The 17,782-nt window shown below is 63.8% G+C and carries 9 protein-coding genes and 1 pseudogene; 3 read left to right on the top strand and 7 right to left on the bottom strand.

The window, feature by feature from the left end; all coding sequences use genetic code 11:
• Positions 1-341: 341 nt before the first annotated feature.
• Positions 342-1,531, bottom strand: a pseudogene (gene prpF, locus CA260_RS15330) (2-methylaconitate cis-trans isomerase PrpF).
• Positions 1,532-1,620: 89 nt separating this feature from the next.
• Positions 1,621-4,215, bottom strand: a complete 2,595-nt coding sequence (gene acnD, locus CA260_RS15335) for a Fe/S-dependent 2-methylisocitrate dehydratase AcnD (protein WP_111983912.1) — start codon at positions 4,213-4,215, stop codon at positions 1,621-1,623.
• Between the two features lie 622 nt (positions 4,216-4,837).
• Between acnD and CA260_RS15340 the strand changes: the two genes are divergently transcribed.
• Both CA260_RS15340 and CA260_RS15345 read left to right on the top strand, forming a co-directional pair.
• A complete protein-coding gene (locus CA260_RS15340; RefSeq protein ID WP_111983913.1) occupies positions 4,838-5,311 on the top strand; it encodes a DUF4442 domain-containing protein in 474 nt (157 codons plus the stop codon).
• A 99-nt stretch (positions 5,312-5,410) separates the two neighbouring features.
• On the top strand, positions 5,411-6,085 hold the full coding sequence (locus CA260_RS15345; protein WP_111983914.1) for a DUF502 domain-containing protein: 675 nt from the start codon (positions 5,411-5,413) through the stop codon (positions 6,083-6,085).
• Between the two features lie 114 nt (positions 6,086-6,199).
• Here the strand turns inward: CA260_RS15345 and CA260_RS15350 are convergent, their stop codons facing one another.
• Both CA260_RS15350 and CA260_RS15355 read right to left on the bottom strand, forming a co-directional pair.
• Positions 6,200-7,807: a multicopper oxidase family protein gene (locus CA260_RS15350; protein ID WP_238149777.1), complete on the bottom strand. Its 1,608-nt coding sequence runs from the start codon at positions 7,805-7,807 to the stop codon at positions 6,200-6,202.
• A gap of 79 nt (positions 7,808-7,886) precedes the next feature.
• Positions 7,887-9,572: a phospholipase C gene (locus CA260_RS15355; protein ID WP_111983915.1), complete on the bottom strand. Its 1,686-nt coding sequence runs from the start codon at positions 9,570-9,572 to the stop codon at positions 7,887-7,889.
• An 825-nt stretch (positions 9,573-10,397) separates the two neighbouring features.
• Between CA260_RS15355 and CA260_RS15365 the strand changes: the two genes are divergently transcribed.
• Positions 10,398-12,509, top strand: coding sequence for a M13 family metallopeptidase (locus tag CA260_RS15365; RefSeq protein ID WP_111983917.1), 2,112 nt, complete (start codon positions 10,398-10,400; stop codon positions 12,507-12,509).
• Between the two features lie 258 nt (positions 12,510-12,767).
• Here CA260_RS15365 and panE read toward each other — a convergent pair whose 3' ends face one another.
• From panE to CA260_RS15380, 3 genes are all read right to left on the bottom strand, one after another.
• Positions 12,768-13,697: a 2-dehydropantoate 2-reductase gene (gene panE / locus CA260_RS15370; protein ID WP_111984413.1), complete on the bottom strand. Its 930-nt coding sequence runs from the start codon at positions 13,695-13,697 to the stop codon at positions 12,768-12,770.
• 113 nt (positions 13,698-13,810) lie between these two features.
• On the bottom strand, positions 13,811-14,272 hold the full coding sequence (locus tag CA260_RS15375; RefSeq protein WP_111983918.1) for a type IV pilin protein: 462 nt from the start codon (positions 14,270-14,272) through the stop codon (positions 13,811-13,813).
• Positions 14,273-14,387: 115 nt separating this feature from the next.
• The gene (locus CA260_RS15380; protein WP_111983919.1) at positions 14,388-17,762 is read right to left on the bottom strand and encodes a PilC/PilY family type IV pilus protein; all 3,375 of its coding nucleotides are present in this window, start codon (positions 17,760-17,762) and stop codon (positions 14,388-14,390) included.
• Positions 17,763-17,782: the final 20 nt, after the last annotated feature.

A 17,782-nucleotide genomic window follows, 5' to 3' on the forward strand; every position in this document is an offset into this window, starting at 1 on the left:
GTTCTCCCCTGTGACGCCCCGCCCCCAGACGGTCGCGTTGAACCCGCAGTATAAGTAGCGGATCGCAAGTTCATAAGGGGATGGACGCCCTGGACGGCGTAGGCCTGGGCAATGCCAGCGCATGCCGGCACAGCCATCCAACGGCGCCAGTTTCCTCCATGGGAGAAGAGACGCCAGTCGGCCACCTTCAGGCGGCAGACGAGGCGAAGCCCATCGGCCACGGGAGCCGGCGAATGGCCGCACAACCGCTTTACGCTATGCAGCGGAAGGCAGGATCAACCTGTTGGTCCTTGCCAACGGTGGGCAGCTCGACCACCCACTCGTCCGAGACCAGGCTCAGCTCAGAACGAACCGCCCGGCACACGCACCCAGCCTTCCATCAGTACGCGTGCGCTGCGGCTCATGATGGCCTTGGTGACGGTCCATGTACCGTCCACCAGCTGCGCCTCTGCACCCACGCGCAGCGTGCCCGAGGGATGCCCGAAACGCACGGCCTGACGCTCGCCGCCGCCAGCGGCAAGGTTCACCAGGGTGCCCGGAATCGCAGCCGCCGTACCGATGGCCACTGCGGCAGTGCCCATCATGGCGTGATGCAGCTTGCCCATCGACATCGCGCGCACCAGCAGGTCGACGTCGCCGGCGTCCACCGGCTTGCCGCTCGACGCGACGTAGTCGGCCGGCTTGGCGACGAACGCGATCTTCGGCGTGTGCTGGCGCGTGGCGATCTCGTCGAGCGACTTGATCAGGCCCATGCGCAAGGCGCCGTGCGCGCGGATGGTCTCGAACATCGCCAGCGCCCTGGCGTCGCTATTGATCGCATCCTGCAGCTCGGTGCCGCTGTAGCCGATCGCGGAAGCCTCCACGAAGATCGTCGGGATGCCGGCGTTGATCATGGTGGCCTTGAGCGTGCCGATGCCCGGGACCTCCAGGTCGTCGACAAGATGTCCCGTCGGGAACATCGCGCCGCCGGCACCCTCTTCTTCGGCCGCCGGATCCATGAATTCCAGCTGCACTTCGGCCGCCGGGAAGGTCACGCCGTCGAGTTCGAAGTCACCGGTTTCCTGCACCTCACCGTTCGTCATCGGCACGTGCGCGATGATGGTCTTGCCGATATTGGCCTGCCAGATGCGCACGGTGGCGATGCCGTCGTGCGGCACGCGCGCCGGATCGACGAGGCCGCCGGCGATCGCGAACGGGCCGACCGCCGCCGAGAGGTTGCCGCAGTTGCCGCTCCAGTCGACGAAGGCCTTGTCGATCGCGACCTGGCCGAACAGGTAATCCACGTCGTGATCCGGGCGACTGCTCTTCGAGACGATCACCGTCTTGCTCGTACTGGACGTGGCGCCGCCCATCCCGTCGATCTGCTTGCCGTACGGATCGGGGCTGCCGATCACGCGCAGCAGCAGCGCGTCGCGCGCGGCGCCGGGCGCCTGCGCGGATCCGGCAGATCCTGCAGCCGGAAGAACACGCCCTTGCTGGTGCCGCCGCGCATGTAGGTGGCGGGAATCCGGATCTGGGGTTGGTGGCTCATGGGCAATCCTGTATTCATGCGATGCGATCATCTCCCCTCTCCCCTTGTGGCGACGCGAAGCTAGTCCCGCGGGAGAGAGGGGCTTTGGTTCACGCTGCCTGTGACGCCTCGATGAAGTCCTGCGCAAAACGCTGCAACACACCGCCTGCTTCGTAGATCGACACTTCTTCCGCGGTATCCAGGCGACACGTCACCGGTACCTCGACGCGTTCGCCGTTCCTGCGATGGATGACCAGCGTGAGGTCTGCGCGCGGCGTGCGCTCGCCAATCACGTCGAAGGTCTCCGTGCCATCGATGCCCAGCGTCTTGCGGTTGGTGCCGGGCTTGAATTCCAGCGGCAGCACGCCCATGCCGATCAGGTTGGTGCGGTGGATGCGCTCGAAGCCTTCGGCCACGATCGCCTCCACGCCAGCAAGACGCACGCCCTTCGCCGCCCAGTCGCGCGACGAACCCTGGCCGTAGTCGGCGCCCGCGATCACGATCAGCGGCTGCTTGCGGTCCATGTACGTCTCGATCGCCTCCCACATGCGCATGACCTTGCCTTCCGGCTCCACGCGGGCCAACGAACCCTTCTTCACTTCGCCATCGACCACCGCCATTTCGTTGATGAGCGTGGGATTGGCGAAGGTGGCGCGCTGCGCGGTGAGGTGGTCGCCGCGGTGCGTCGCGTACGAGTTGAAGTCCTCTTCCGGCAGGCCCATCTTCGCGAGGTATTCGCCCGCCGCGCTGTCCGGCAGGATCGCGTTCGACGGCGACAGGTGGTCGGTCGTGATGTTGTCGCCGAGCACCGCGAGCGGACGCATGCCCTTCAGCGTGCGCTCGCCCGCCAGCGCGCCTTCCCAGTACGGCGGACGGCGGATGTAGGTGCTCTGCGCGCGCCAGTCGTAGAGCGGCGCGGCGCGGTTGCCGGTGTGGCCGGCACGCGCGAACATCGGCTCGTAGACCTTGCGGAACTGCTCGGGCTTCACGCTCGACGCGACGATCGCGTCGATTTCCTCGTCGCTCGGCCAGATGTCCTTCAAGGTCACCGGCTTGCCGTCCGGGTCGTGGCCGAGCACGTCCTGCTCGATGTCGAAGCGGATCGTGCCGGCGATCGCATATGCGACGACGAGCGGCGGCGAGGCGAGGAACGCCTGCTTCGCATACGGATGGATGCGGCCGTCGAAGTTGCGGTTGCCGGACAGCACGGCCGTCGCGTAGAGGTCGCGCTCGACGATTTCCTGCTGGATCTTCGGATCGAGCGCACCGGACATCCCGTTGCAGGTCGTGCACGCGAACGCGACGATGCCGAAGCCGAGTTTCTCGAGCTCGGGCAGCAGGTTCGCTTCCTCCAGGTACAGCTCCACGGCCTTCGAGCCCGGCGCGAGCGAGCTCTTCACCCACGGCTTGCGCGTGAGGCCGCGCGCGTTCGCATTGCGCGCGAGCAGCGCCGCCGCGATCACGTTGCGCGGGTTGCTGGTGTTCGTGCAGCTCGTGATGGCGGCGATGATCACCGCGCCGTCGGGCATCTGGCCCGGCTGCTCCTTCCATTCGCCCGCGATACCGCGCGCGGCGAGGTCGGACGTCGGCAGCCGCTTGTGCGGATTCGACGGGCCGGCCATGTTACGCACGACGCTCGACAGGTCGAACGTCAGCGTGCGCTCGTACTGCGCCGCGTCCAGCGTGTCGGCCCACAGGCCGGCAGCCTTGGCATAGGTTTCGACCAGCTTCACCTGCTCATCGCTGCGGCCGGTGAGGCGCAGATAGTCGAGCGTCTGGCCGTCGATGAAGAACATCGCGGCCGTGGCGCCGTATTCGGGCGCCATGTTCGAGATGGTCGCGCGATCGCCGAGCGTGAGGCTCGACGCGCCTGCGCCGCGGAATTCCAGATACGCGCCGACCACCTTCTCCTTGCGCAGGAATTCGGTCAGCGCGAGCACGATGTCGGTCGCGGTGATGCCGGGCTGGCGCTTGCCGGTCAGCTCGACGCCGACGATGTCGGGCAGGCGCATCCACGATGCGCGGCCGAGCATCACGTTCTCCGCCTCCAGGCCGCCGACGCCGATCGCGATCACGCCGAGCGCATCGACGTGCGGCGTGTGGCTGTCGGTGCCGACGCAGGTGTCCGGATAGGCGACGCCGTCCTGCACCTGGATCACCGGCGACATCTTCTCCAGATTGATCTGATGCATGATGCCGTTGCCCGGCGGAATCACGTCGACGTTCTCGAACGCCTTCTTCGTCCAGTTGATGAAGTGGAAGCGGTCTTCGTTGCGGCGATCTTCGATCGCGCGGTTCTTCGCGAACGCATCCGGATCGAAGCCGCCGCACTCCACCGCGAGCGAGTGATCGACGATCAGCTGCACCGGCACGACCGGGTTCACCTTGGCCGGATCGCCGCCGCGCTCCGCGATTGCGTCGCGCAGGCCGGCGAGGTCGACGAGCGCGGTCTGGCCGAGGATGTCGTGACACACGACGCGCGCCGGGAACCACGGAAAATCGCGCTCGCGCTTGCGCTCGACGATCTGCTTCAGCGAATCGGCGAGCATCGCCGGATCGCAGCGGCGCACGAGGTTCTCGGCGAGCACGCGCGAGGTGTACGGCAGCGCGTCATAGGCACCCGGCTGGATCGCCTCCACGGCGGCGCGCGCATCGAAATAATCCAGCGACGTGCCGGGAAGGGATTGGCGGTAGGTGTTGTTCATGATGTGGGAACCCTGGAATGACGTTCGGCGGACCGCAGCTCACGACACACGGCACGCACCCGCCGACTGCGCGCGCCGCTGCTCGATCGGCACGTGCGGCTCGCCTCGTTGGCCTTGGCCGCGCACGCCGGGACGGGTAAACATGCCGCCGCTCGATACCCGACGAGCAGGGCAACCCCATGCATCGGCGATCACGGCGAGACCTCACCCGCGACGAAGACGCGATGACCGATCCGCGTCTTCAGCCCAACATTGTAATGCCCCACCCCAGCGGTTCCCAAACGAGGCCAGCGCGTTCGCCACTCGATGATGGCACTGGAATCGCGCCATCGCAGGCGTCACGGGCAACCCGCTCGAATCCGTCCACGTTAGTTTCGACCAAGGTATGAGTCGTCCTGCTCCTTCGAGGCCGACACCGGCAATGGATCGCTCCCGTTTCGCCGACATCACCGCCGCTGCCTGGTATGGCACAGCCCCTCCTCTCCCTTCGTGAGCTACGGGCGCATGGGGACGATAGCGCCCGGATTGGCTTTCACCCCCCTCTGATCGGGTGGTAGCCCGGAAAACATACGCATCCGTATGTTTGAGGTATCTTAGGCGTCCCTTTCCCGATCTTCTGTCCATGCGCGCCTCCACTTTCCGTCGCCTGATGAACCTGTGGCCGCCGTTCTTCTTCAACAGCATCCGGGTGCAGCACGTGGCCGAAGACTGGTCGGAGGTGAAGGTGGTGCTGCGGCTGCGGCCGTGGAACCGCAACTACGTGCGCACGCAATTCGGCGGCAACCTGTTCGCGATGACCGATCCCTTCTGGATGCTGCTGGCGATGCACCAGCTGGGCAACGACTACTACGTGTGGGACAAGGCCGGCGCCATCGAATTCGTGGCGCCGGGACGCGAAGACGTCTATGCGCACTTCAAGCTCGATGCGGCCACTGTCGATGAATTGCGCACCGCGGCCGCCAACGGCCAGAAAGTGCTGCGCTGGTTCGAGGTCGATGTGACGACCGCGAGCGGCGAGGTCGTGGCTCGCGTAAGCAAGCAGTTGTACGTCAGGCTGAAGCCCAAGGCGCGCGCGGAAAGCCCGGCCAGCCCCTGACCATCCAGGCAACACTGGCTTAGCGGACGTCTTCCCTACGACGCAAAGCTAGTCTCCGTGGGAGAATGCGGGGTCCCCTTTGGCTCTCGGCATTTGCCCATGAAGCGCTTTCGCGTCAAACGCTATCTGATCACCGGCTTGCTCACCGTCATTCCGCTGTGGGTGACGTGGGTGGTGTTCAAGTTCGTGCTGAGCCTGCTTGCAGGCATTGGCGCGCCATTGGTCACGACCTTGCTCGGATCGTTTTCGCCGCGCTCGCCCAAGGCAGAGGCCGCGCTCAACAGCGATGCCGCTCTCTTCGTACTGGCGCTGTTGCTGACGCTGCTCGTGCTCTACGTGATCGGCTGGCTCGCCAATCGCGTGATCGGCCAGCGCCTGATCGATGGGTTCGATGCACTGCTGGCGCGCATTCCGTTGGTGCAGACCATCTATGGCGGCACCAAGAAATTGATGGCCGTGCTTCAGCAGAAGCCGTCAGGCGTGCAGCGCGTGGTGCTGATCGATTTTCCCCGCAAGGGCATGAAGGTGGTCGGCTTCGTGACGCGCCTGATGACCGAAGAAGGCACCGGTCGCGAGATGGCGGCCGTCTATATCCCGACCACGCCCAACCCGACGGGCGGCTATCTCGAAGTGGTGGCCGTGGACGAACTGACACCGACGGACTGGACCATGGACCAGGCCATGGCGTTCATCATCTCCGGTGGCGCCGTGGCTCCGGATACGTTGCCGGCGCCGCCTTCGTCGCTGCGTGACGAACACCAGGGCAATGCGTAAGGCCACGGCTAGATCGGACCATGGCGGCGCTCGAGCGCAGACGGCAGTGATCTGACGCGTAGCAGTCGCGCACAGGGTGCGCTCCCACATTAAGGGTATGTGCCTTGTCGAGTGTCAGGCCAGGACTTCGAATGGCCGCATCATTTCGTTGGATGCGTGTTCCAGCAGATGGCAATGCCACACGTAACGGCCGGTATAACCGTCGAAGGTGATGATGTAGCGCGTGACCATGCCGGGATAGACCTGCGCGGTATCCTTCCAGCCCGCTTCGTGCGTCGGCGGTGGTTGCGCGGGCCCGGTATAGCGCAAGGTTTTTGATTCGAGGTAGGCGTTCACGTCGAACGGACGCCGATCGAGAATCTGGAAGCGCACCAGATGCAGGTGGATCGGGTGCGTGTCGCCGGTGAGGTTCACCAGGCTCCAGATTTCCGTGCTGCCCAGCCTGGGTTTCTCGCTTACCGGATCTTGCCAACGCTTGCCGTCGAGCAGCATCAGCATCGGCTCCGCCACGCAATCGGAATATTCGTCGATGCTCAGCACGCGCGTCATGTTCGCCGTGCTTTCCGCCACGCGTGGCACATCGCGCAACACGGCGGGCACGCGGCTGACGTCGTCCTCCTTGGCGGCGGCGATGTCGAAACGCATCAGCGGCAGGCTGTCGTTCATCAGTTCGACCTGGCTACCGGCCAAGTTCGCAAAGTCGACCACCAGGTCCGCACGCTCGCCTGGCGCAAGGAACAGGCTGGTCTGCGTGACAGGTGACGACAGCAACCCCTGGTCGCTGCCGATCTGCAGGAAGGGCCGTTGTCCGCGCAGGCTCAGCCGGAAGAAACGGCCATTGGCCGCATTGAGCACGCGGAATCGATAGCGTCGCGCACGCACGTCGAGCTTGGGCAGCACCGCGCCGTTCACCAGCATGACGTTGCCGAACACCTCGGGCACCCACGGCGCATCGCTGACACCCGAGACCGGGTAATACAACTGGCCATCTTCCGTGAGCAGGCGATCGCTCAGCATCAGCGGCCATTCGAATTCGCCAGCTGGCAAGCCCAGCGATGCCTCATGCTCATCGCGCAACAGATACATGCCGAGCATGCCGGCATACAGATTCAGGCGTTCGATACCCATGGTGTGGTCGTGGTACCAGAGCGTGGCGGCGTCCTGTCCATTCGGATAATCCTGCCGGCGCGATTGGCCAGGCACGAACCAATCGGTGGGGTAGCCATCTGCTGATGCGGGCACACGGGCGCCATGCACGTGTACGACACTGCGCACTTCCGGTATGTCGGCCTCGGCGCCGCAGACGTGATGATCGATCGGCAGAAAATGCTTGGCCGGCAAGTGACTGATCCACTCCACTTTCAACGCGCTGCCGCTTCGGGCTTCGATGGTCGGGCCGGGAAAGCTGCCGCCGTACGTCCACAGGCGCGTGGGAGGTAAGTCGCGGTGCAGGCGCTGCGTGGTTTCACGCATCGCGATGCGCAGCACCTCGCCGTGTGAGGCGCGCAGACTCGGCGGCAAAGGCAGAGGATCGACAAAAGGTGTAAGTCGCGAAGGGTCGAGCAGGCGAGGCACGGCCGTCTGATCGGCAATGTCGTGCCGGCACAGGCCGCTGCTTTTTCTCGGCATGGCCATGTGCATGGGCGCGCCCCACGCGCGCAACATGCCCGTGCCGGCCATCAGACCGATGCTCTGGAGAAAACGACGACGCGATGCTGGCACGATCGAACGACTCCTCTTGCGGAAATGACGAAAGCGCCCCGGCACGGCCGGGGCGCTTGATCACGCGCTGATCAGTCGATCAACCGCGATGGCCATCGGACGTGCTGGCCCACGGCAAGGACGGCTTCACCGGCTGGCCGGTCTGCTCGTCCAGCAGCAACTTGCGATGCACGGTGAACGGCTGGAAGAAGTCGAACATATGCTCCAGCGAGCCGGCTTGCGCGTCGAACGAACCGCCACCGAGGCGCTTGCCGTGCAACCAGTTGTCCTCAATGAAGCGCGTGATCGAGGACTGGTCCGTCACCGTGTGGTCCACATGGTTGCTGCGCGCCCAGGGCGAGATCACCAGCAACGGCAAGCGAGGGCCATAGCCGCAACGACCCTGTACCGGCTTGCCCTTGCTGTCCGTGCCCGCCAGCGTGCCGCGCGCCTTGCACACGCCGGCGCCATCCAGGGCATCCGCTTCCGACGTCGACGCATTCACGCGCGGCGCCGCCTGATGGTCGTACCAACCGTCGGAGTCGTCATAAGCGATGACCACGGCGGTATCACGCCACTCCGGCTGCTGCTGCAGGAAGTTGATCACGTGCACGATGAACTGCTGCTCGTCGAGCGGATCGGAGTAACCCGCGTGGCCATCCTGGTAGCCCGGCGCCTTGAGGAAGCTCACCGCCGGGAAATTGCCCGCCTCGACTGCGGCATAGAAGTCCGCCATGTCGTACTGATGGTTCGCCGCATCGCCCTGGCGACCGATCATCGACACCGACGTGGGACGCGCATGCGTCGGGTTGGCAGTCGAGGCGTAGTACTGGAACGGCTGGTGATGGGGGATGTAATCCGCCTTCTTGACGTTGGTGACGGCGGAAACCGTGGAGCGCTTGCAACCCGTGGTGCCGTTGGCGTTCACCTGCGACAGGTCGAAACCACCCTCGAAGAAGCCCCAGCTCACGTGCGCATCGTTGAGCATGTCGCCGACGTTGCGGCCGCTCATCTGCACCTGGTTGCCGGTCGGCGAGGAACACACGTCGCCGATCGGATCGGCATCGCCGATCAGGGTAAGTCCACCCTGCCCGTCATCGATCTCTTCGCCGGTGCCGTTGAGCGTCTGCGTGATGCCGTTGGTCTGACCCGAGATCAGGTTGAGCGCACCCGGCGTGGACGGGCCAAACGTGGTGTTGTAGCTGTTGTCGCTCATGGCGAACCATTGCGCGTAGTTCCACAGCGCGGTGACCGTGTTGCCGTCGTAATAGCCCATGACCTGGCCGATGCCGTTTTCATCGGCAGGCGCACCGGGCAGCGTTTCGCCCGTGCCGGTGTACTTGGGAAAAAGATCCATCGCGCCGCCATTGAACGCCTGCTGCTCCGGACCGTAATCGTGATCCTGATCGGCGGTGGCCGACTGCGCACGCGAGAGACGGAACGGATTGATCGCACCCGCGCCATTCGCACTGTTCTGCTGGTTCGGATTGTGGTTGAGCAGGCTGGCGGTCAGGCCATTGGCCTTCGGCGTGAACGGCCGCGCGTAGAACGTCGGCTCACCCGGCGCATTGGCGGCATACGGATAGGCGCCGAAGTAGTGATCATAGGAAACGTTCTCCTGGAAGATCACCACGAGATGCTTGATGGGCGTGGACGTGTGGTCGTCCTTGTCGCGATGCCAGGAAGCGTTCGACGCTTCTTCGGCATGCACGGGAATCTGGGCAAGCGATACGGCGGACAGGCTGAGAACACACGCGGCAATGCAGACGGCGAGGTGATTTCGCATGGAAGGCTCCCTACGGTCGCGATGAAGCGCCCCCCTGTGGAATGTCCCAGTTGCAGGTCATCCCAAGCGCCGGATTCGCGAACGATAGGCGTCGAAGGTGACAGGCGAATAACAGGAAAACGACGCGTTTTCCTGCGATTCCTTCCACAGCACTGGTTGAAGCGCAGCCGCGGTCCGCATCATGTTTAGGGGGCAGGCGACGCTAGACTCCTCGCATCGCGAACCATTGCGCCGCAGTGGTTCATGTGATGCCGGACATCAGGATGTCCGTGCAGCTGCCATGAAGAACCCGCGGATGAGCGTGCTGGCGGAGCGCGAGATGAAGGGTTACGCAAGCGCCGCACCCTCTCCCCAGCCCCTCTCTCCCACGGGACTACCTTCGGGTCGCCGAGGGGAGAGGGGCTTAAGTGCCTGGCGGAGAAATCCTTCTCCCTCCGGGAGAAGGTGCCGGCAGGCGGATGAGGGTGCGGGCGGAGCGAAAAAGGCACTCTGCTTCCGCGAGGATGGTTGCTTTCGTGGCAGCGGGCGTCGACGCACAGACTCAGGAGCACGTGATCTCCCTGCGGGCAGCTGATGGCCTGCCCGGAGTCGCCCGATTCCTGATCGGGAGTCGGCTGGCCCGGGGTGTGGACTCGACGCCCTCAACGAGTACGTCCCAACCGGCTCTGTCGCCGGCTTGCGGCCCCCGCCCCTGACCTTTGACACTGTCTGCACCGTGACCTCCGGCCTAGCCTGATCAGTCACTATTGCCAATTCGGTCGCTGCGCAGCACGTGGCCGCCGGCATCACTTAGCGCCCGCTGGGCGAACCACGAGAGGGAATCCCATGACCAAACCGTATCTGAAGCCCCTGGCGCTCGCCGTCAGTCTGGCCCTGTCGCTCACCGCCTGCGGCAAGCATGAGCAGGCCGAGCAGACCGCCCAGGCCCCTGCCCCCGCCTCGACCGCACCCGCCGCGGCTCCCGCGCCGAAAGTGTTCGACGTGGCCGAGCTGGGCGACAACGCCGAGGCCTGCCAGGACTTCAACGGTTTCGTCAACGCGAAGTGGGTGGCCGCCAACCCGATCCCGAACGACCGCACCCGCTGGGGCGCGTTCGACAAACTGGCTGAGGACAGCCTCAACACCCAGCACGAGATCGTCGACGCCGCCGCCAAGGACGCCGCCAACGCCAAGGCCGGGTCGATCGAGCAGAAGATCGGCTACCTGTACGCCTCGGGCATGGACGACGACGCCATCGAGAAGGCTGGCTACGAGCCGATCAAGCCCAAGCTCGACGCCATCGCCGCGCTGAAGAACAGCAAGGACGTGGCCAACTACCTCGTGCAGAACTTCGCTGACGGCGACATGCAGGTGTTCGAGTTCGGCTCGGGCGCCGACTTCAAGAACGCCAAGATGCAGATCGCCTACACGCAGCAGGCGGGCCAGGGTCTGCCGACCAAGGACTACTACCTCAACGACAAGTACAAGGACATCCGAGACGCCTATGTGGCCCACGTGGCCCAGGCGCTGCAGCTGACCGGCGTGTCCGAAGCCGATGCCAAGAAGCAGGCCGCCCAGGTGCTCGCCTTCGAAACCGAGCTGGCCAAGGCCTCGCTGGCCCCGGTGGAAATGCGCACCCCGGAAAACCAGTACCACTTCGTCACCGTGAAGGAAGCGGACAAGATCACCCCGCACTTCAGCTGGGAAGATTTCTTCAAGGCCCAGGGCGTGACCGTCGACAAGGGCTTCTCGCTGTCGCAGCCGAAGTTCATGGCCGAGTTCGACAAGCTGCTCGCCAGCGCGCCGATCGACCAGTGGCAGGCCTACCTGCGCTTCCACACCATCAGCGATGCCTCGCCGTACCTCAGCAAGGCGTTCCAGGACAACAAGTTCGACTTCTACGGCAAGACCCTCGCCGGCCAGCCGGAACAGAAGCCGCGCTGGAAGCGCGTATTGGGCGGCGTCAACAGTTCCATGGGTGAAGCACTCGGCCAGCTGTACGTGGCCAAGATGTTCACGCCGGAAGCCAAGGAGCGCGCACAGGTGCTGGTCGACAACGTGCGCAACGCCCTCAAGGCGCGCATCGAGAACCTCGACTGGATGAGTGACGAGACCAAGCAGAAGGCCATCGCCAAGTGGAACACCTTCCTGCCGAAGATCGGCTACCCGGACAAGTGGCGTGACTGGTCGGGCCTGGACATCAAGCAGGGCGACTACTACGGCAACGTCATGTCCGCCGCCAAGTTCAACTACCAGTACGACCTCAGCAAGATCGGCAAGCCGACCGACCGCCTGGAATGGGGCATGACCCCGCAGACGGTCAACGCCTATTACAACCCGACCGACAACACCATCAACTTCCCGGCCGCGATCCTGCAGCCGCCGTTCTTCTACGCCAACGGCGACGACGCGATCAACTACGGTGGTATTGGTGCCGTCATCGGCCACGAAGCCAGCCACGGCTTCGATGACGAAGGCAGCCAGTTCGACGGCGAAGGCAACAACGCCAACTGGTGGACCAAGGCCGATCGCGAGAAGTTCGATGAGCGCAGCGGCAAGCTGGTCGCCCAGTTCGACGACTACACCCCGATCAAGGACAAGCCGGATGCACACGTCAACGGCAAGCTGACCCTGGGCGAGAACATCGGCGACCTCGGCGGCCTGAACTCGGCCTATGACGCGCTGCAGATGGCGCTGAAGAAGAACCCGCAGGAAGCCGGCGAAAAGATCGACGGCTACACGCAGGACCAGCGCTTCTTCCTCAACTGGGCCCGTGTGTGGCGCGGCAACATCCGCGAGAAGGAAGCGCTGCTGCGTCTGAACACCGACCCGCACGCTCCCGCTTCGCTGCGTGCGATCGGCGCTCCATCCAACATGGAAGCCTTCGCCACCGCGTTCCAGTGCAAGCCGACCGACCCGATGGTGCGTCCGTCCGACAAGCAAGTGAAGATCTGGTAATTCCCGGCCGGTCCGCGTGACCTACCCGAAGGCGCCGCGCGCAAACGCGGCGCCTTTTTCGTTGGAGACCATGCGCTTCCTTGTAGGAGCGCACCCAGTGCGCGAAAAGCCAACGGAGCGGTGACGCCGTAACGCCGCGGTCGCCCACTTGGTGGGCTCCTACAACAGATATCGCGGGCCCGACGCCTGGATTTCCTTCGCGACAACACCACGGCCGGCATACGGCATGCCGACAAAGTCGCCGCACACCGCGCGACTTCAGCCGCTACCGTCACGCCTCGCTTCGTACGCCTTCAGGTGCGTATAGGCCGTACGCAGCATCGCCAGCGACTCCGCCTCCTCGCCTGCACGGGCCAGCATGTCGCCGATCACATGGTCGGCTTCGATCTGTCCGCCCTGTTCAAGGTCGCGCATCATCGACGCGCTCAGCTTCGAGCCCTTTTCCGTAAGCACGCTGCAGGCTCGCGCGAGCACCGCGTCGGAGGGTGCATGCTGATTGCGCGCCGCAACGCGCCGGCAGTCTTCCAGCAGTTGCAGCGCCGCCGCTTCGCCGCCGGCCGCCGCCATGATGTCGCCTACCGGCGCACGCATCAGGCAGGTGATGCCCGCGAGCGAGGCGAGAAACACCCACTTGTCCCACATGTCCTGCAGGATCGTCGTGCTGAGCCTCGGCTCGAACTTCGCCTGCGACATGGCTGCGAGCACGCGCTCCACACGCCCCGAACGCGAACCATCGCGCTCACCGAACGTGAGCGAATGCGATTGGTTGAGATGATGCACGACACCCTGCTTGTCGAGCGTCGCCGCGATGACGCACTGCCCGCCCAGCACGTGCCCTGCACCGAAACGCCCGTCCAGCACATCGAGATGCCGCATGCCGTTGAGCAACGGAACGATCATCGTGTCGGGCCCGACCGCAGGCGCCATGTCTTCGATCACCTGCGGCAGGTGATAGGCCTTGCAGCTCACGACAATGAGATCGAAAGGTTCGCGCAGCCCGCCGGCCTGCACCGTCCGCGGCGCGGGCAGCTCGACATTGCCGAGTGCGCTGCGGATCACCAGCCCATGCTCCGCCAACTGCGCAGAGCGATGCGCCCGCACCAGAAAGGTAACGTCCTGGCCGGCCTGCAGCAGACGCCCGCCAAAATAGCCACCGGTCGCGCCGGCTCCCACGATCAAGATGCGCATGTCGCCGCCCTCAAAAAAGATCACGGGGCCGAGACTAGCTCATGCCCCGTGATGGGTGTTGCCATGAAGGTGGTGGCGACTTGCGGAAAGCGGCTTCCTGACAATTGATGCCTTTACCAGCAATCGCTTAGCGCACCGGTACCGCTCTTCGTGCGGGCGCCGGTCTGGTCCAGTGTCAACGTCCCGCACTTGGTGTCGCGACTCAACTGGGCCCCGATCGGCGTCGCCGTAATGGTGTAGGTCGAGGTACCGAGATTCGCCAGCGTATAGCTGTAATCTCTACCAGTCCGCTGCGCACTCGAGCAATCCAGCGCGGGAAGTGCAGCCAATTTATTGCCTGCCGCATCCTGGTCATATCGCAGGTTCGTCGTATAGAACCGCTCCATGTAATTGGAGTACTCCGACATGCAGCCCTCGCCTGCCACGCGTCGGGTCTTGGTGACGTAGCTCGAATACGAGGGAACGGCGATGGCCGCGAGGATCGCCACGATTGCCACCGTGATCAGCAGTTCGATCAGCGTAAAACCCCAGTGCGACCGGGGCCGTGATTGTCGAGCGTTCTGGCGTCTATTCATGGCTTCCTCTGATTCCATTCCACTGAAGACCGGCTTGCCAACGCTTCGGTGGTGTCGTTTCCCATACGGTCGGCCAAAGCATCGGCCGACCGCCTCATTCGTTTCAGCACCGCAATCAGAGCTTGACCTCGCGCCAAGACACTCGCGACGGGCTGGCGCCGCTCTGCGGATTCACCTTGCTGAGTGCGGCCGTGCCCTTCACGGTCTGGGTGACGATATAGGTCTGGCCGCCGTAACGGATCGTGGTCGGGCTACCCACCGCATCCATACGGATGCCGGAAACCGACGTTGAGGCCGAGCCCGAACCGTAGCTGCCGTTCGCATCCGGGAAGAAACCTTGCTTCAGGCCACCGCCCGACGCGGGATCAAAAGCCATGGTCCAGCCCGTCTGCAGACCCGGGTTGCAAGACACGGCGGAGATGGTCGGCGGCTCTGCCGTGCTGACCACCACCGAGCCGTCCACCATGACCGGGTTATAGATGATCTGCTCCTGGGTATCGGGGAGGTCGTAGTACCAGCCGAATTGGGTATTGTTCTTCGCACAGGTCGTGCTCCCGCTCCAGCACACCTGGCTGCCGGTGGGCAGCGAACGATAGCCCAACACTTGGCCACTCGCTCCGGATGCCGTCTGCGTAGACGTCTGCGAGAGAAGGACCGAGCGCGCAATGCTCTGCGTGGGTGCCAGGCTGGCGTACTGGATAGTCGACGCCTTGTTCCACGCCGTCATGTCCCAATCCCAGATGCCGTAGAAGGTCTGCGTGCCCGACGCGTACGTATCACCGCCACTGGTCGTGGCCGGCGTCTTCTGGCCTGTGCCGAACAACACCATCACGCGGCTCGTACTGCCCGTCTGCACGGATGCAATCACCGGCGCTGTCGTAATGGGCTGCCGGTTCGGCGTGGTGGCCGCGTCCTTGGCAACAAAGAGTGGCGTAGCTGTCTTGTTGCCGAAGTTGGAGACGCTCCAGTTTGCACTTGAACTGTCCGTGAGATCGAAACGCCAGACGTTACCTTGCACGTCGCCAGCGTATACGTAGTCGGTTACGTGATCCCCATCGAGATCAACCGTACTCACATAGGCAATGCCATTGGGGCTAGAGCTCGATCCCACGCCCGTGTCGAGGAACTGGTAGGTGACTTTGCCCGTCTTCGAATCCACCAAGCCGATGTAGATGCCGGCTGTCGAGGATCCGCCCAGACCGTTGCCGAAGATGATGGCCCACTGACCGTTATGCAGCCGCGCAATGGTCGGCGTACCCACCGTGTTGCCCAGGTGCGTGAGCGTGGAGCTGGTCCAGTCCCCGACAACGACCGCCGCGGCATTGGTTTCCTTGAAAGTTGAAGGGTCCGTGATATCGAGTGCATAGATCTCGGAGCCTGCGGAGCCCACGCCACCCACCAGCCACGTGTGCCACTTGCCGTTGTAGAACAGGTCACCCACCGCCGGCGTGGCATCCACCACGTAGTCGTGGGCATAGGTGGGACTGGTCAAGTCGGCCGCATACTTCGCCAGCTGTCCGGAGGGCATGAAGCCCAGGACCTCATTGCCATTGTTGGTGGTCGAGTCATAGGTCGTCGTGCCACTGACCGTCTTGTAGGAGCCCGCACTGAAGCCATGCAGGAACCCATCGTTCGCGCCCACGTACACGACGTTGAGGCGCGATGCGTAGGTCGTGGCGAAACTGCTATAGCTCTGCGCTCCCGATGCATTCTCCGGCGCACTTGATGGGTTGCCATACAGGAAGTCGTTGAACGCATCCGGGTAGTTGCCGGGCGTCGGCGAACCCACCCAGGTCGGGCTGGAATTGATGATGTCGCCAAGCACGCCATTGCGCGCGCGCAGCGTTCCCGGCGGACTCTGCAACTGCTCCGTCGAACGGTCGCCACGCAACCAGGCAACACGCGTCGAGCCGGCGCTATCCGTGCCGTTGAGCGCCGTCGTCTGACTGGTGTTGAGAGAACTCCACTGGAAAGCTTCGCCCTTGTTGGCGCTGTCATCCCAGCTCATCAGTACGCGATTGCTCGGCGATTCGGCCGTGATGGTATTTATGGGCGTGCCATCGGCCTTGGTGCCCATGGAGGGACAGCCACCGCCGGTCAGGACGCACTTGGCATCCCAGTTGGCGTTCGACGATACGCTGACCACGCCATTGGTTGTCACCACCGGCGCGGAGACCAACGAGCCCCACCAGTTGTCCGACGAGTAAGAGGCGAGGTAGATCTGCGTGCCAATCCTCACCTGACCCGACTGCACCGTGTTGGCGCCGGCACTGCTGTTGGACTGCAGGGGCACAGCCGAGAAGCAGGTGATTTCATGGACATTGTTGCTGCCGCCCGTACCCGCGGAAAAGCCGAAGCGGAACAGCGAAGGAATCGCGCCATTGCTCTTGGTGATGTCCGCATTGGTGAGAACGGGCTTGTACACGCCGTTGTTGTAGCTATAGGAGAAGTTCAGCAGACCCGATGCTGAAATCACCAACTTGTACGTAATCGGCCATGCGTTCTGCGAGTAGTCCGAATTGAGTCGTGTCTTGGCCGAGTTGGAGGCGATGAGCTGGGTGCCGCTCAGGTAATTGCCATTCTTGTCGAACCCGCCCGGAAGCACGGCATAGCCGCCAGGAATCACGTTGTAGTTATAGGTAATGTTCTTGAGGTTCTTCGACGCGTTCGTACCGCTCGACACGTACTGCCCGCTCTTGCAAGCGGCTTGGACCTTGGTCTTCCGGTTGCTGCTGCTGTCGCTGGTCGTGTAGTAGCTGGAATTCTGGCTGTTCAACCAGGCGAAGTTCGTATTGCCGGCACCGCGAAGACCGATGCGCTCGGGCTGGTACTGCGCGCCGGTGCCTGCGCCAATGCTGTTGTTAGCCGTGGATTGCGCGAACGTATTCGACCCGTTCGTCGTTGTTCCGGACGTCGTGTTGTTCGTGTTGTAGATGCCGCTGCTGGTGTTGTCGCCCGAGTTGAGAAAGTTGCCGAACTCGTCGACACCCAAACCCAGGTAGGCATTCGCAAGACCATCGTAGGTGTCGTTGCCGTTCGAGCAGCTATAGCCCATGCTGCCGCCCAGGCCACCGGCGACCGTCGGCATCGTCGCGCCGCCGTCCGTCAGCAGGAAGGAAATACCGTCCGCACCGTTCTTGGCCGAACCGTCCGCGCTGCCACCATAGGTGTAGGTGGTAAATGTCACCTGCAGACCTTGGTTGCTGGGAAAGGTGAAATTGGAAAGGATGGCGCCCGTCTGGTTGTTCTGCGCGGGGGTGAGTCGCAACGCGCCGTAGCCCGCGGCGTCCGCGTTGGCGATCATGGACGAACTGCATTTGGGAATGCTGCCGGTGCCATCGCCCGCGGTAAGGCACGCATCGTTCAACGCGACCCATTTCAGGGTCGATGTCTTTCCAGAGAAGTTATCCGTGTAGGTCACCGCACTTGCTGCACTGGATGCCAGCAAGCCCGCAAGAACGCACGTCAGCTTCATGTTTTTCGTAGACATGATTCTTTCCATCATGTTGG

It is taken from the genome of Dyella jiangningensis (assembly GCF_003264855.1).
Lineage (GTDB): Bacteria > Pseudomonadota > Gammaproteobacteria > Xanthomonadales > Rhodanobacteraceae > Dyella > Dyella jiangningensis_C.

Coding starts and splice junctions, on each gene's coding strand:
- acnD (WP_111983912.1), bottom strand. CDS start 4,215: ATGAACAACACCTACCGCCAATCCCTTCCCGGCACGTCGCTGGATTAT.
- CA260_RS15340 (WP_111983913.1), top strand. CDS start 4,838: ATGCGCGCCTCCACTTTCCGTCGCCTGATGAACCTGTGGCCGCCGTTC.
- CA260_RS15345 (WP_111983914.1), top strand. CDS start 5,411: ATGAAGCGCTTTCGCGTCAAACGCTATCTGATCACCGGCTTGCTCACC.
- CA260_RS15355 (WP_111983915.1), bottom strand. CDS start 9,572: ATGCGAAATCACCTCGCCGTCTGCATTGCCGCGTGTGTTCTCAGCCTG.
- CA260_RS15365 (WP_111983917.1), top strand. CDS start 10,398: ATGACCAAACCGTATCTGAAGCCCCTGGCGCTCGCCGTCAGTCTGGCC.
- panE (WP_111984413.1), bottom strand. CDS start 13,697: ATGCGCATCTTGATCGTGGGAGCCGGCGCGACCGGTGGCTATTTTGGC.
- CA260_RS15375 (WP_111983918.1), bottom strand. CDS start 14,272: ATGAATAGACGCCAGAACGCTCGACAATCACGGCCCCGGTCGCACTGG.
- CA260_RS15380 (WP_111983919.1), bottom strand. CDS start 17,762: ATGTCTACGAAAAACATGAAGCTGACGTGCGTTCTTGCGGGCTTGCTG.